Below are 14464 nucleotides of genomic sequence, written 5' to 3' on the forward strand. Positions count from 1 at the left end.
TCGTACAAATCGATGACATGTTGTCCGCGGAGGAAGTCGAGGAGCTTAGGGGCTAGAGTGTTGAATCAACGGGTAAATACTTGGCGGGATCATGGAGGAATGGCCCGCTTTGTTTTGTCCCGCCGGTTTGCGGATGCTGCCAAGCAGCTGTCCGGAGCAAGCGGCCTGCGGCTCTTTCACGACCATGCCCTGCTGAAGATGCCGCAGGATTCGAAACCAACACCTTGGCACCAAGATTTGCCTTACTGGCCAATGAACGAGCCCGGCGCTTTGTCCATCTGGATTGCCTTGGATGATGTGGACGAGCATAACGGATGCTCCAGTATCCCTCGGACCTCCAGTATTTGCCGGGGAGACAAGGTAAGCTTCGCTTGGAAGGATACCTCCGACCGCAAAAACGGCTCCATGTAGTAGACAACCTCCATCCCTTCGCCCCGATCGATCCTATAGGCATGATCCTTTCCGGGCTCTATGATAAACACGTCTCCGGCAGCGATAGAGAACGTATGTCCTTCGTATTCGTGAAGTCCCGAGCCTTGGCTAATAAAGACGAGTTCTACGAATTCATGGCGGTGCAGCGGGATAATCGTGCCCTGCTTGAGCTCGTAAGGTTCAATATGAAAAAGAAAATGTTTGCTTTCCAGATGCTGATCGCTCTTTAGCACATCGCTCATACGGGTCCCCCGTCCGTTCATTAGGCGCTTTGCAGCTTGCAAAGCGCCTTTGCTTGCCAATCAGGAATCAACGGAATTGTTTGATCTTCAGGAACAGATCCTTAAACACCGCATCGCGGTCAATATAACGAACATAACGGATGAGATGTCTCGACGGATCTATACTCCACCGAAAGTCATCCGATAGGCGGGGACTAGAATGCAGCTGCGATGGCGCCCAATCCGGATTATTCAGCCATGCTATCGTAGAGATATCCCAGATAACGCGGGAGTAGGCAAAATGGTCATTCGTGCAATCCCGGTAAGTCTCGTACAAATATTGCCCCAGCTCCCCCTCCGGCTGCACGTAATCCCGGATTTCGGATAACGTGGTCCGCAGATTCGAAGCAACTCCCATGCAAGGGATAAGAACAAGCGGCACGCCGCTGTCCATAATAACTCTGGAAGCATGCAAGTCCTGGAACAAATTAAACTCTCTTGTATCTCCCCACTCCAACGTATGGCCGCCAAGCCACACCACCACAATCTTTTCAATAATATCCGGTTCTATTAGAATAGCGCTTGCTACATTCGTAATCGCGCCTATAGCCACGACATACAGCGGATCGTCTGCCTCACGCTGCATGGCTCTCTTGATCAGATCATGGGCTGCATCGCTCTCAACGGGCAATTCGGCCCCAGACAAGTATTGCTCCGAGCCGCGAAAGGCCGGAACGTCTTCGCGCTTCAGCAGCTTTCTTATTTTCAAGATCTCGTTATAGCTTTTTGTCATGCCGTCGCCTGGGCTGCTGGATAATTCGTTGAAGAACGGAGCGGCGTATAAAGCCTCGACTTCCATCTTCTCGTTCGAAAGCAAAGAATAGGCTACGGCGAATTGATCGTCAATTTCGTTAAACGTATCGGTATCGAGAACGATATGAACTTTCCCGGGTGGCGGGGCTAATCTTTGAACCACAAATGATTCGGACAGCTTCGGATACAACATTTCCTATTCCTCCATCGACAACCCATATTGTGTAAGCCCTTGCAAAATCAACTCTAAGCCGTTTCACCCCTAGCGTCAATGCGATTACGGAACCAATCCGTGAAGCTTCTTGAACGCTTCGGGATTCATTCCGTTCAGCTTGCGGAATACGACGCCGAAATAGCTCGAGCTCTCAAAACCTACCCTGCCCGCTATCTCGTACATTCGCATCGCGGGATGCTGGAACATAAGCTGCTTGCTCCGCTTAATGCGCTGCTGATTAATGTATTCCATTGGCCTTATGTTCATCGTCTGCTGGAACATTCTGCATAAATATTGCGGGGTAACGTTCGCCACATCCGCCAGTTCGGTAAGCGTCAACGGTCTTTGCAGATTGTTTTCTATATATTGAAGGACCGGCTTCACCCGATCGAACTCCTGATCCGAATAGGACGGAGACAGCAATTGATACTTAAGATCGATTAACAGGCCGTATAGAAGCTTCGATCGTTCGAGGTTGGCCTCCTGATCATTGTCCATGGCCAAGGTCAACATCTGTTCCAGCGATTTAATAAGCGTGTTGGCCTTTAACCTGCCCGTACCCGATTCGCTAATTCCGGCGAACAACAGCATTTGGTCCGCTTCGCGGCCGTTGAAGGAAACCCACGATACCTTCCATTTCTGACTTAACGGCCTATAGGAATGAGGAGTATCCGGATAGAGAAAAAAAACATCGCCTGCTTCCACTTTATACACCTTGCCGTTCACAACGACCTCTCCAAACCCCTCCAATACTTGATGCATCTGATAATCGGGAAAGCCTTCCGGGCGTTCGGTTTCCATTTGATGCTCCCAGTAGCCAACCGTTGTTGCAAAGAGCGGAAGGCCGGATGTTTCATCCTGCGAACAAAAGAAATAATTACCTTCCATCAGGAAAACCTCGTTTCATATTTTAAGAGATGAATGTAAAATCCTTATATTTTATAAGTATACATTCCTCACTATAATATGAATATACTATCATTGAGTTTTAGGAGATGAGAAATTTGCGAGCCAAGCTTAACTACCAACCGCCTGCAAACGGCTACCCGGAATGGAACAATAACCCGGAAATTTTCCAGCTTAATCGCCTTCCTGCACACGCTTCCACCATGTCGTACCTTTCTGTAGAAGAAGCGCTCATCGGAGATAAAACCGCCTCCGAACGCTATTATTCATTAAACGGAATCTGGAAATTCGCTTTTGCCGAAGTCCCCGAGCAACGCATTCGGAACTTCTATCAGGCGGATTTTGACGCGAGCAGCTGGACCGACATGCCGGTTCCTTCCCATTGGCAGTTCCACGGCTTCGATTATCCGCAATACATTAATGTCCGTTACCCTTGGGTGAACTCAGAGCCTGATTTGCTGCCTCCTTTTGCCCCGACCAAATACAATCCGGTAGGCTCCTATATCCGCAGCTTCGAGGTACCCGAATCCTGGAACGGTCAGCCGGTATACCTGAGCTTCCAAGGCGTGGAATCGGCTTTCTACGTCTGGCTGAACGGGGAGCTTGTCGGGTACAGCGAGGATACCTTCACACCGTCGGAATTCGATATTACTCCTTATTTAATCGAAGGCGAGAACAAGCTTGCGGTTGAGGTGTACCGTTGGTGCGATGCGAGCTGGCTGGAGGACCAAGATTTCTGGCGCCTCAGCGGTATTTTCCGCGATGTCTATTTGTACACCAAACCAACGTTGAACATCTCCGATTTCTTCGTGCGCACCAACCTGGATGAAGAATACCGCGATGCCGAGCTTACGATCGATCTGACTTTGGAAAATTACTATAATACCGCTGCGAGCGGGATTCGCGTGGAAGCGCAGCTCTACGATGCCAATCAGCAGGCCGTATGGACTGAACCGATGGCGGCTGCCGATTCGTTTCATGGCGATGGCGAGCATCAGCTGCTGTTGGCGGGACGTGTAGACAATCCGCTCAAATGGAGCGCCGAAGCTCCGCATTTGTATACCCTCGTTCTCACGCTTTCGAACGAAGTTGGCCTTATCGAGACGCATAGCTGCAAGGTAGGCTTCCGGGTATTCGAGTTAAAGGACGGCCTGATGCAAATTAACGGCAAACGAATCGTTTTCAAGGGGACTAACCGCCATGAGTTCTCCTGCGATACCGGCCGTGCCTTGTCCAAAGCCGATATGATCAAAGATATCATTCTCATGAAAAGCCATAACATTAACTCGGTTCGTACCTCGCATTATCCGAACCAATCGGTCTGGTACGAGCTTTGCGATGAATACGGGCTTTATGTCATCGACGAGACGAATCTGGAGACCCATGGCTCCTGGCGTTACGGCCAGCAGGATCTTCCGGCGCATACGGTTCCGGGCAGCCATCCGGAATGGCGCGAGAACGTGCTGGACCGGTGTAACTCGATGTTCCAAAGAGACAAGAACCATCCGTCTATCGTCATTTGGTCGCTTGGCAACGAATCGTTTGGCGGCGATAACTTTATAGCCATGCATGATTATTTGAAGGAAGCTGACCCGACGAGACTGGTGCATTACGAAGGCGTTTTCCATTACCGTCCTTCCGAGGCTGCTTCCGATATCGAATCCACCATGTACGTAAGGCCTAACGAAGTGGAAAGCTATGCGCGCAATAACCCGAAAAAGCCTTATATCCTGTGCGAATACTCCCATGCGATGGGCAATTCCTGCGGCGGACTTCATAAATACACGGAGCTGTTCGATAAATACGAGATTTTGCAGGGCGGATTTATCTGGGATTGGGTGGATCAGGCGATCCGGACAAAGACGGCTGACGGCGTAGAATATCTGGCTTACGGCGGCGATTTCGGAGAAGAAGCGCATGACGGCAATTTCAGCGGCAACGGCCTGCTGTTTGCTGACCGGACCGTTACGCCAAAGCTGCTGGAAGTGAAAAAATGCTATCAGAACATCGCGATTTCGGATATCAATCTCGCGGCCCGGACGGTTCGCGTAACGAATAAAAACTTGTTTACGGACCTTGGCGAATACGATCTGAAATGGGAAGTTCAGCATGAAGGCAAAACCGTTCAGAAGGATGTGCTGAAGGTGTCCTTGGCACCAGGCGAGACAACGGAAGTAACGATACCATACAGCCCTTCGTTCTGCGAGCAAGAAGCGATTCTGACGATTTCCTTCGTTATTCCGGAGGAGTCGAAATGGGCGGAAGCCGAACATGAAGTCGCTTGGGAACAGTTTGTATTGTCGCCGCGCGTGGTGGAGGTCTACAGCAACGTTACCGATGCCGTTCATGCTCCGCTGCAATTAAACGAAGGACCGGAATCGCTGCAAATCGGCAACAACGTATTGTCGGTTACCTTTAACCGTCTGACTGGCGATATCGTGTCCTACCGTTCGGGAGACAAAGAGAACTTGCTTGAACCGATTCGTCCTAACTTCTGGCGCGCGGCTACCGATAATGACTTCGGAAACAAAATGCCGGAGCGCTGCTCGGTTTGGAAGAATGCAGGAAGCACCAAGCAGCTTATTCAGTTTACTTGGACCATGGCACAAGACCGCTGCCATGTGACAACGGTACATCAGCTGGCAACAAGTCCCGTATCTTTGCTTACGATCAGCTATACGGTTCATTCGAACGGCTCGATTGATATCCATGAACAGCTGCTGCCTGGCGGCGAACAACTGCCTGAAATCCCGGAGTTCGGCATGCTGCTCGTTCTTGACGGCGGTCTGGATACATTCTCCTGGTATGGCTTAGGACCGCAAGATAATTACTGGGATCGTAAAACGGGCGCTAAATTAGGCCAATACAGTAGTATGGTTAAAGATCAATTTGTCCCATACCTGCGCCCTCAGGAATGCGGCAATAAGACCGATGTCCGTTATGCAGAGCTTACAAATGGAGCCGATGGAAACGGCCTTCGCTTTGACAGCGCTGCCGTTATGGAGGTCAATGCCCTTCCATGGACGCCTGATGAGCTTGAAGCTAGCGACCACCCGTACAAACTGCCCGTCTCGTCCAAAACGGTCGTACGCGTAAACGACAAACAAATGGGCGTTGGCGGCGATGACAGCTGGGGTGCCCCTATTCATCCGGAATATAAGCTATTCGCCAACCGGCCTTACAGCTTATCGTTCACGATTTCTTTAATCTAAAGCAAAGAACAAGACCATCCCGACGGCAGGATGGTCTTGTTTATTTCTATTTGGAGATCAGCGCAATTAATTGGGACGGGTTTCTTAGCTTGGGAAACTCCGTCCATTTCCCCGCTCTTTCTTCGGAAAGAAACCAAGTTGCTTGATAAGCCTGCAGGCCGGAGATTGACGCGCCGGCTAATTCATTAGAGCCTCCGTCGCCAATAAATAAGGAGTCGGCCGGCGACACCCCGATACGTTCACAGGCAAGCTTGTAAATACCCGGCTCAGGCTTGGCGGTATTTACCGCATAAGAGAAAATCACGTCATCAAAATACGGGGCTAGTCCGCTGGTTTCCCATGAGGATACCTCTTCCGGCGCACAGTTGCTGATGAGACATAATTTAATTCCTGCCGAGCGGAGCTGTCCAAGCATGTCCAGAATAGTCGGCTCTATCCGGTTAAACGGAACCGACTTGGAAACAATTCGTTCATTATGAATGTTATCTATGATTTCTTCGGCTACTTCATGCCCAAGCGTACTCATAATATCTCTTAATACGGAAGGGAAATCCGGGAAAGTTCCGTTCATTCTGTGCTCCTGCCTCTTTCTCCACTCCTGCTCGAACAGCTTTGTATCTACCCCGAGCTGCCCGACAAAATAATTCGAACGCGGCGCTTTCCGTACGCCGTTCTCAAACTCGGTAATTAAGGTCTCGAACAAATCAAAGAACACGGCATGGACTTTCAACAGGATCCCTCCAGGTCGTTATGGTAAAAGGGAGACAAATATTTTAAGCCAATTTTATTTAGATGCAACAGGCGCTTTTCCAATTCTAGCAATATAGGAAGCGAAACCTTTGCTTTATCAGGAGATATAAGATCACGGACAAACAACAATAGCTCTTGAATAGACAATCTCGAAGTCTCTTTAATCGTCAGACCATTTATCGTAACAGACAAGCATTCCGTGTCGTAATGACTGCTTTGGCTGCAATCCGGGCAACGAACCGGACCTGAAAAATATTCAATAGCTTTTAGATTGCCTTTGCTTGTTGTGCCGGAGTCTCTCAGAAACTTAACATCGTTCACGCAGCCCCAGTAGAAGCCCTGTTTGAGTTTAGATTTGTGTTTATAAGTTAGGAGCTCTTTCTTATAACCGTACAATAAAATCTCGATAAAGAGAGGATCTTGCTCTGCCAACGGACGATCATAGCTGATGCCCAGTACCTCGGCTAATTGCTTAATCATTTCGACCGGTCCGCAATTTGTGCCTGCCCATAATAGTACGGCTCCGCGCTTAAGCGACAGCTCGGAGGCAATCATGCGGCGGGGGTCAATGTCTATCCTTGCCGGACTGCCGCTGCATGTCGAGCACTCTCCGTTTGTTTTCCGTTCTGAGAATTGATCCGCTTCCCATCTACTGCCGTCATCCGTTAGATTCCCGCTCCAAGCATATAGTTGCTTTAGTCTTTCCTGCACACTTGTGATAATGGCAATTAGAGAACTGCGAGGATTAAACTTATCCGTTGCTATCATGGTTTGCTGCATGCTCAGCGCCGCCACCCTCCCTAATATTGGAAATAATATCTATCACCAACTATAACGAATTCCAGCCTTCCTAACAATCATTCAGTATGCTAGTATAGCGAAAAAGAATACGTTCTTACTTCATTAAGGAGGCACAGCAAATATGTCTACATTCCGTTTCTCGTCTTATAGCGTTGCGATCATTACGCCTTTCCGTCAGGATGACACGATTGACGAACAAGGAATTCATCAATTGGTTCGATATTATGTAAAACAACAGGTTCCTGCCCTGCTAGTTGGAGGCTCAACCGGGGAGCAGCACTCCTTGTCCTTGGAGGAGAGAATACTTCTCTATCAACTGACCAGGCAAGCTGCCCCTGCAGACATTCCTTTGTACGCGGGAGTTGCGGCGATCCGGACTCGTGACGCGGTCCGACTGGCGAAGGAGGCTGAAAAAGCCGGACACGCGGCGATTATGCTTGGCTTTCCGCCTTATGTCCGCCCAAGCCAACGTGAAGCCGCTTTATATGTTGAAGCGGTATGTTCAGCAACGGCGTTGCCCATGATGCTCTACAATAATCCGGTACGAACGGGATTTAATTTGGAGCTTCAAACCCTAATAAGCTTGGTGAAGAAGTTCCCTCAAATTAAAGCGCTAAAAGAAGCCGGCAATCCGGACGTTGTCAAAGGCGTTACCGAGAAGCTTGGAGAAGATTTTCAAGTGTTGTCCGGAATCGACGCTACCATTGCAGATTATTTCGCAAAAGGTTATAACGGCCTGACGAGCGTCGCAGGCAGCCTCTTCCCTACAGAAATGAAAGAAATCGTTAGTCGGTTAGGCTCAGGGCAACAGGCAGAAGCTTCTTTAAAACTTGAAAGTGTTCAGCCTAAGTTGAAGCTGCTAGGGGACATTGGTTGGGTGAGAGTCATCCGTCATCACCTTGTTGCCCAAGGAATCATCGCCGGCGGCTTCCGCGAACCTCTCACCCTTCTAAGCCCGGAGGAAGAAGCAGCCGTACGTACTGTCTTGCAGTAAAACATCCTTGCAATTAAATTGCAATGGCGCCTTCTCCATTCTATTCGATTATGCGGTACAGCTTATTCTCCCAGCCTTCTTGGCGGACGGGATGCTCATGCTGCAGCCAGAGGACCATCGTGCCCCGGGAACGGTTATTCCAGTATGGATACGGAACCGCCGTAATCCGACGGCCGTCCGCATCCGTTGTCCGGATAATAACGGCGCCGTCGAAGAAACTTGCGTCATGCTCCGTTTCGAATACTGGCTGAGGCGGCAGCTTGCGGTCCATATGATTCTCTCGCAGTGCTTCGCGAGAATAGAGTACCTTACCGTTTTCCAATTTTTCGTTATCCACCGACTCCAGACAGTACAACACCGGTCCACGACGGATAGCCGCATTGTGCGCATGCGTCGTAACATTCGGATGAACCTCTACCAAATGAACGGGCATATCCAGGTCAAGTTGAATGCGGTCCCCAGCCGACCATATGCGATTCAAAACGGCATATCCGTTTTCCAACTCATAACTTACTGCTTGATTGTTCACGCGGATCGCATATTGCCCGCACCATTCCGGAATGCGAAGCCTCATGTCAAACTCGGCATCCCGCTCCGGCGTAACCGCAATTCCAACTGCTCCTGACCATGGATAATTCGTCTGCTGCTTAACCGATACAGGTACATCTCCGATAAGCAATTCGCTTTCGCTTCCGATATACAGATTAACGAACGCTCCCTTGCCGTCATAGGCGTAAATATAAGAAGCCAACTCAGGCAAAAGCTTCATGATCATCGGCGGGCAGCAAGGGCAGCTATGCCATTCCCAGCGGTTATGGCCGCCTTTGCTGACGAGCGGATTCTCGTAGAAGTATTTATGCCCGTCCATCGAACGGCCCGCCAGTACGATATTGTAGATAATCGTCTCCAGCTTATCGATATAGCGGCTTTCTCCGGTAGCAAGGAACAGATTCCAGCTGAAAAAGCCCATGCCAACGCCGGCGCAAGTCTCCAAATAACCGTTATCCGGCAATTCATAGTTTGCGCCAAACTTCTCGTCATGATGAACTGCGCCAACACCGCCGGTAATATGCGATTTCTGGTACGAAATATTATCCCATAGCTTCTTTGCGGTTTCCAAGTAAGGCATTTCACCCGTGCATAAATAGAGAGCCGTCAGACCCGTGTACAACAACGTCGCGCGAACCGCATGCCCGACCGCTTCCTCTTGCTCCAGCACCGGCTTATGATCCTGCGCATATTCCCCGCCATGCGAATATCTGCCTTCATGATTGCCCCGGTTGTGAATCCAGAACGTAGCAAGCTCCAGATAATCGGAAGCAGCAAAAGGAACCTTCATCACCGTGCCAAGCTCCGGCTCATCCAAAGCAAGCTGATACAGCTTCAGAACTGCCTCCTCCGGCAGCGAGTGGGCCGGGACGATGTTCCGTTTTGGCGGTGGCCCCATCATGCCGCTCATATGGTTGGCATATTGAACCGCTGCTTTGAGCAGGGTTGTTTTGCCCGTTGCCTTATAATGATGAACGGCTGCTTCAATCAGGCAGCCCGCATTATAGACATCATGCTGCCATCTCAGGAATCCGCCATTCTCGCCCCAGCGCTGGCCGGGACGGTCCAGCTGCGTATACGTGTTCAGGTATCCGTCGCCGCCAGCTTCTTGGGCTCGGACGATTTTCTCGATAATATCGTCGACTCTAACATCCAAACGCTCATCCTGAGATACGGCTAGAATATCGGAGATCCCGCGGATGGTTTCATAGACGAGTCCGTCGAACCAAGGCTCCCCGGAATGGAATCCGCCTGTTCCCTCCGCCACAAACTCAAAATTCCGCATCGCTCCGTCATTCTCGAATTTATGAAGCACATCATAAGCGGTTACTTCATGCAGCACCTTTAATTTCGGCTCCCAGAATGCGTCCTGGATTCGGACGGCTTGAACGGGCATGTTGTGCACCGTCTGATACTTGTAGGTTGTTGGTTTCTTATTAAGCTGGGTTGCTTTGGAAGTCACGCTTGGACACCCCTTCGCATGAAATGGAATTGTATTCATACCGCAAGCAAAACATTTAAAGCTTGACCAACGGTGTCCGCCCGATGGGTGGCCGTTGTCAGCACTGTATCGTGGGAATGGGACATGGCAAAGCTGCGGGAGCAAATGCGGAACATTGCCAAATCATTAAACGAATCGCCAATGCATGCCGTCTCTTCCCTGCGGATATCTAATAATTGCATTAGAGCTTCAACAGCCGCGCCTTTATCTACGCCGCCGGGCATGACATCAATGCCGTCAGGGTCGGAGAACGATGCCGTAATCCGGTCGGCGAACCGCTCATCCAAAGTCTCAAGCATCCGCTCAAGCAGCGGAACCTCGCCATAGATGGAAAACTTCGTGACGGGCATTCCGTTTGCCATATCTTCAATGAGTTGGCGGCGCTCGATTAACGGTGTCAGGAAGCGCGTGCCTACCAACTCCGTCTCTGCCGTTTGCCTGGCAACGTAATTGCCCTCGCTGCCGCAAATAACGGTAACCAGATCGGACGGTGCTGTCAGCTGCTGCAAGGCAAGCGCCAGATCAGCCTGGAACGTGCTGGCCCGAATGACGGCTCCACCCTGATCCATAATGGTTGCCCCGTTCTGGCAAACCGCGTAACAAGGGACCCCAAGCAGCTCCATGACAACCTTGATCTCCTCATGCATCCGTCCGGACGCCAGACAGATATGGACGCCCTGCCGGTGAGCCAAGCGGATGGCGTCGATATCCTCCTTGCGAATCTGTTTGTTTCTGTCCATCAAAGTGCCGTCAATATCCGATACAAAGAGCTTAATCAACGTTCATCCACCTCTTCGCCTTGTTACTTCTCCACGCGTACCCGGCGTCCAAGTTCATAGGATTGAATCGCCGCTTCCGCGATTAACAACGCCCGGTAACCCGCCGAGGCATGAACCGGGGGCGCTTCGCCGTTACGCAAAGCCTGAAGCAGCGCTTCAATATGGTTATCAAACGTACGGTGAAACTCACGGTCCGCATCGTTGAAATAACCGGCTTCCCAGCTTTCCCCGACCTCATTGCCTGCGGCATGAAACGTATATTTCTTCACCGTGTCCTGAATGACGCAGCGGCCAAGCGAGCCGTTAATCTCGACGCGGTGCGTATCCGGGTAGGCATAGGAAGAATCATAGCTACCGACCAGACTGCCCACTGCTCCGTTCTCGAACCGCAAGGCAAGCGACAAGGTCCGATAGCCGCCGCCCGTCTTATCCGTCATTTCCGCCATAACCGATTCAACCGGACCGCATAAATATTCCAGCATATCAAAGCCATGGCACTGCGTTTCGATGAGATTGGCATGCGGATGATCGCTGCTTCCTTCACCGCCGAAGCGCCAGGTTGCGAAGGAAAGCTCGCCGAGCTTTCCTCCCTGAATGGCAGTATGCGCCAGTTGTACCGGCTTGGCGAACCGGTGGTTGAAGTTGATGGCGAAAAATACGTTCCGCTTAGCCGCTTCATTAAGCAGAATGTCGGCTTCCTTCAAGCTGAACACCAGCGGCTTCTCGACCAATAACGGATAACCGGCCTGAATAATCTCCAACGTCGCTTCGAAATGCCCTTGATTCGGCAGGCACATGCTGACCAAATCCGGCGTTTCTTTTTCAAGCATATCGGCAATTCGCGTATAAGCTTTGGTTCCGAACAACTCCGCTTTTTCCACCGTCCGGGCAGCGTTGCGTCCTACGATTGCGCAGAAGTCCACGTCCGGTCTCTCTTCCCAGATCCGTGCATGCTGCAGGCCCCAGCTGCCCGCCGATTGGAAACCTTCCGATCTTCCGCGGCTGCTTACTGCTCCTCCGGCACCGATTAAGGCTACTTTGAGCTTTTTGTCTGCATTATTCATTGTTCGATTAACACCTTTCCGGTATTGCCTTGGAAGAAGAGCTCGTAAGCCTCCTGAATTTGATCCAGCCCGTATCTATGCGTAATAATCTGCTGCAAGTAAGGAAGATGCTCAAGAATAAGGGCATGATTCTCTGCCAGCTCGTTATATTGGAAATATTCGCTTCCGAGCACCGCGCGTTCGGGAGCAATCAGATCATTCGATACGCCGAGATTCAGCTCTTGCCCATGACCTACGCAGACCAGCACGCCGCGCTGGTTAAGCACATCGAGGGACGTACGGCGGCCGGAGGTTTTGCCGCTTGTATCTATGGCAATATCCGTGCCTCCAAGACCGGCAGCCTTGATGACCTCCTGAACCGACTGATTCGTCAGCTGCACCGGAATAGCTCCCATCTTCTCCGCAAGCTCCAGACGGTAATCGACGTAATCCATAATAAAGACCGGAGTTTCTTCGCCAAGCAGCAGCTTTGCCATGGCAAGCACGCCAAGGCCGATAGGACCGGCTCCCGCAATAAGAACGGACTGAATATCCGGATGAACCAGCTTCGCGCGCTTAATCGCGTGTCCTCCCGTGCCCATAATATCCAGAAGCATGGTTGCGTCAGCTAGCGGAATAGACGGATCGATCGGGAAGAAGACGTTTTCATTAACAACGATATAAGGCGTATAACCGCCATCATGCGTAAAACCGTAATCCGCTCTCTTATTTAAGCATTGGTTCGTGAAGCCCAGCTTGCAGCTGCGGCACTCCCCGCAGAAGTCCATCAGGAACACAACGCCAGGCGTCCCGATTGCCGTTGTGGCGCCATCACCGGCACCAACGACAATCCCCGCCGCTTCGTGACCGGGAACGGTAACGCTTCCGTCATAGAACTGACTGCGGTCCGAGCCGCAAAGAGCGTTGGCCTTTACCTGCAGCAGCAGCTGTCCTTTGCCCGGTACGGGTACCGGCTTCTCGCCGTATTCGATTTTACCTTGGCCTACAAAAAGCGGAATGTTCATTGTTTGTGGTACATGGATAACTTGACTCATCTTCTTCCATCTCCTTAACCGTTCACATTATCGTTCATGTATGAGGGTAAAAAGGGCCGCATCCCGTATCCCATCTGCGTTTATCTGGTGCTTTCCCTTAAAACCAGCTTGGTATCGATAATCTCGTTAAATTTCTGCTTCGAATCCGGATGATTGATCTTGTGCAGAACAATATCGACGGCCCGTTTGGACATTTTGCCCTTGGAATTGCTGACCGAGGACAGCTGGAACGGTATAAAAATCCGCGACTGGATATTGTCGAAGCCGATGACCGAATAATCTTCCGGCACTTTGAAGCTGTACTTGCTTAATACATATGCCGCTTCCCAGGCAATTACATCATTAAAGGCAAAGATCCCGGTAAACGCCGTCTGCTGCTCGATTAGCTGCTTCATTACCTGCCTTGTATCTCCCGCGGAAGCCCCAACCTCGATAATCAGCTCCTCGAGCACCGGCAAGCCCGCTTCCTCATGCGCCCGCTTATAGCCTTCAAGCCGCTCCTGCGCACTGGAAATCCGGATGGGACCGTTCAGGAACAACACTCTCTTATGTCCGTTGTCGATCAAATGTTTGGTTGCGAGATACCCGCCCTTCTCATCATCGCAGATCACGTAATCGAATTCCGGCTCATCCTTGAACCTTCTGCCGATCAGCACGAACGGCACGCCGTTCTTCTGCAGAAAACGGATGTTATCGGCTCCGCGCTGGGAAGGACAGATGATGATCGCATCCACATTTTTGCCGATAGCGGTGTAGATGGCCCTCTCTTCCATCTCGTAGTCATCTTCCGTGTTAATGACAAAGATCGTGTAATGATGCTTGCGCGCCGACTTCTCGATTTCCTTCACCATAATGCCGAAGTGCGGGTTGGCTACATCGCTGACGATAACCGCAATCGTGCGGGTCAGACCCGACCGGAGCGAACCGGCAACCGCGTTGCCGACATATCCCATTTCCTTGGCTAATTCCTTAATCATCTGGCGGGTGGAGGCTGCGATATCCTCTTTGTCCTTCAGCGCTCTTGAGATGGTGTTGACCGAAAGCCCGGCTTTGACGGCCAGATCCTTCAGTGTCACTTTCCTGCCTTCCATGCTTTCTCCCCCAGCTACTAGAATGTGTTTGCTAGACTCTCTTGTTTGATAAATAGATTAGCACTTGAAATTTTTGGAGTCAATTATCTAGAGGAGAACAGCT

At 50.8% G+C, this 14464-nt stretch carries 13 protein-coding genes and 1 pseudogene; 3 read left to right on the plus strand and 11 right to left on the minus strand.

The features are described 5' to 3' along the window. Positions 1–45 precede the first annotated feature (45 nt). Positions 46–186, minus strand: coding sequence for a hypothetical protein (locus WFK81_RS09260; protein WP_336786127.1), 141 nt, complete (start codon positions 184–186; stop codon positions 46–48). Here WFK81_RS09260 and WFK81_RS30960 point away from each other — a divergent pair. Then, positions 148–411 (plus strand): phytanoyl-CoA dioxygenase family protein, encoded by a 264-nt coding sequence (locus tag WFK81_RS30960; RefSeq protein WP_442956048.1) that lies wholly within the window; start codon positions 148–150, stop codon positions 409–411. The two genes, WFK81_RS09260 and WFK81_RS30960, sit on opposite strands and share 39 nt — an antisense overlap. A gap of 8 nt (positions 412–419) precedes the next feature. On the opposite strand, the pseudogene WFK81_RS30965 reads toward WFK81_RS30960, so the two are convergent. The 3 genes and pseudogenes from WFK81_RS30965 to WFK81_RS09275 all read right to left on the minus strand — a co-directional run. Then, positions 420–695 (minus strand): annotated as a pseudogene (locus WFK81_RS30965) (AraC family ligand binding domain-containing protein); the annotation flags it as partial. Between the two features lie 46 nt (positions 696–741). Beyond that, positions 742–1659 (minus strand): nucleoside hydrolase, encoded by a 918-nt coding sequence (locus WFK81_RS09270; RefSeq protein ID WP_336786129.1) that lies wholly within the window; start codon positions 1657–1659, stop codon positions 742–744. Between the two features lie 84 nt (positions 1660–1743). Further along, on the minus strand, positions 1744–2568 hold the full coding sequence (locus WFK81_RS09275) for an AraC family transcriptional regulator (RefSeq protein WP_336786130.1): 825 nt from the start codon (positions 2566–2568) through the stop codon (positions 1744–1746). A 116-nt stretch (positions 2569–2684) separates the two neighbouring features. On the opposite strand from WFK81_RS09275, the gene WFK81_RS09280 reads away from it, so the two are divergent. After that, complete coding sequence (locus WFK81_RS09280) at positions 2685–5798, plus strand: glycoside hydrolase family 2 TIM barrel-domain containing protein (RefSeq protein WP_336786131.1); 3114 nt, start codon at positions 2685–2687, stop codon at positions 5796–5798. Positions 5799–5844: 46 nt separating this feature from the next. Here the strand turns inward: WFK81_RS09280 and WFK81_RS09285 are convergent, their stop codons facing one another. Beyond that, the gene (locus WFK81_RS09285; RefSeq protein ID WP_336786132.1) at positions 5845–6528 is read right to left on the minus strand and encodes an HAD family hydrolase; all 684 of its coding nucleotides are present in this window, start codon (positions 6526–6528) and stop codon (positions 5845–5847) included. Next, entirely contained in the window at positions 6525–7343 is an 819-nt protein-coding gene (locus WFK81_RS09290; protein ID WP_336786133.1) for a hypothetical protein, read from the minus strand. Before WFK81_RS09290 ends, WFK81_RS09285 begins: the two co-directional genes overlap by 4 nt. Before the next feature lie 127 nt (positions 7344–7470). On the opposite strand from WFK81_RS09290, the gene WFK81_RS09295 reads away from it, so the two are divergent. After that, entirely contained in the window at positions 7471–8343 is an 873-nt protein-coding gene (locus WFK81_RS09295; RefSeq protein WP_336786134.1) for a dihydrodipicolinate synthase family protein, read from the plus strand. Between the two features lie 40 nt (positions 8344–8383). Here the strand turns inward: WFK81_RS09295 and WFK81_RS09300 are convergent, their stop codons facing one another. The 5 genes from WFK81_RS09300 to WFK81_RS09320 form a co-directional block, all read right to left on the minus strand. Next, positions 8384–10354, minus strand: coding sequence for a glycoside hydrolase family 127 protein (locus WFK81_RS09300; RefSeq protein ID WP_336786135.1), 1971 nt, complete (start codon positions 10352–10354; stop codon positions 8384–8386). Positions 10355–10389: 35 nt separating this feature from the next. Further along, the gene (locus WFK81_RS09305) at positions 10390–11172 is read right to left on the minus strand and encodes an HAD family hydrolase (RefSeq protein ID WP_336786136.1); all 783 of its coding nucleotides are present in this window, start codon (positions 11170–11172) and stop codon (positions 10390–10392) included. Positions 11173–11195: 23 nt separating this feature from the next. After that, the gene (locus WFK81_RS09310; RefSeq protein WP_336786137.1) at positions 11196–12236 is read right to left on the minus strand and encodes a Gfo/Idh/MocA family protein; all 1041 of its coding nucleotides are present in this window, start codon (positions 12234–12236) and stop codon (positions 11196–11198) included. Continuing rightward, positions 12233–13270: a zinc-dependent alcohol dehydrogenase family protein gene (locus tag WFK81_RS09315; protein ID WP_336786138.1), complete on the minus strand. Its 1038-nt coding sequence runs from the start codon at positions 13268–13270 to the stop codon at positions 12233–12235. The genes WFK81_RS09310 and WFK81_RS09315 overlap by 4 nt, the downstream gene beginning before the upstream one ends. An 80-nt stretch (positions 13271–13350) precedes the next feature. Next, complete coding sequence (locus WFK81_RS09320) at positions 13351–14361, minus strand: LacI family DNA-binding transcriptional regulator (protein WP_336786139.1); 1011 nt, start codon at positions 14359–14361, stop codon at positions 13351–13353. Between the last annotated feature and the right edge of the window lie 103 nt (positions 14362–14464).

The sequence above is a fragment of the Paenibacillus sp. MMO-177 genome (assembly GCF_037147795.1).
GTDB lineage: Bacteria > Bacillota > Bacilli > Paenibacillales > Paenibacillaceae > Pristimantibacillus.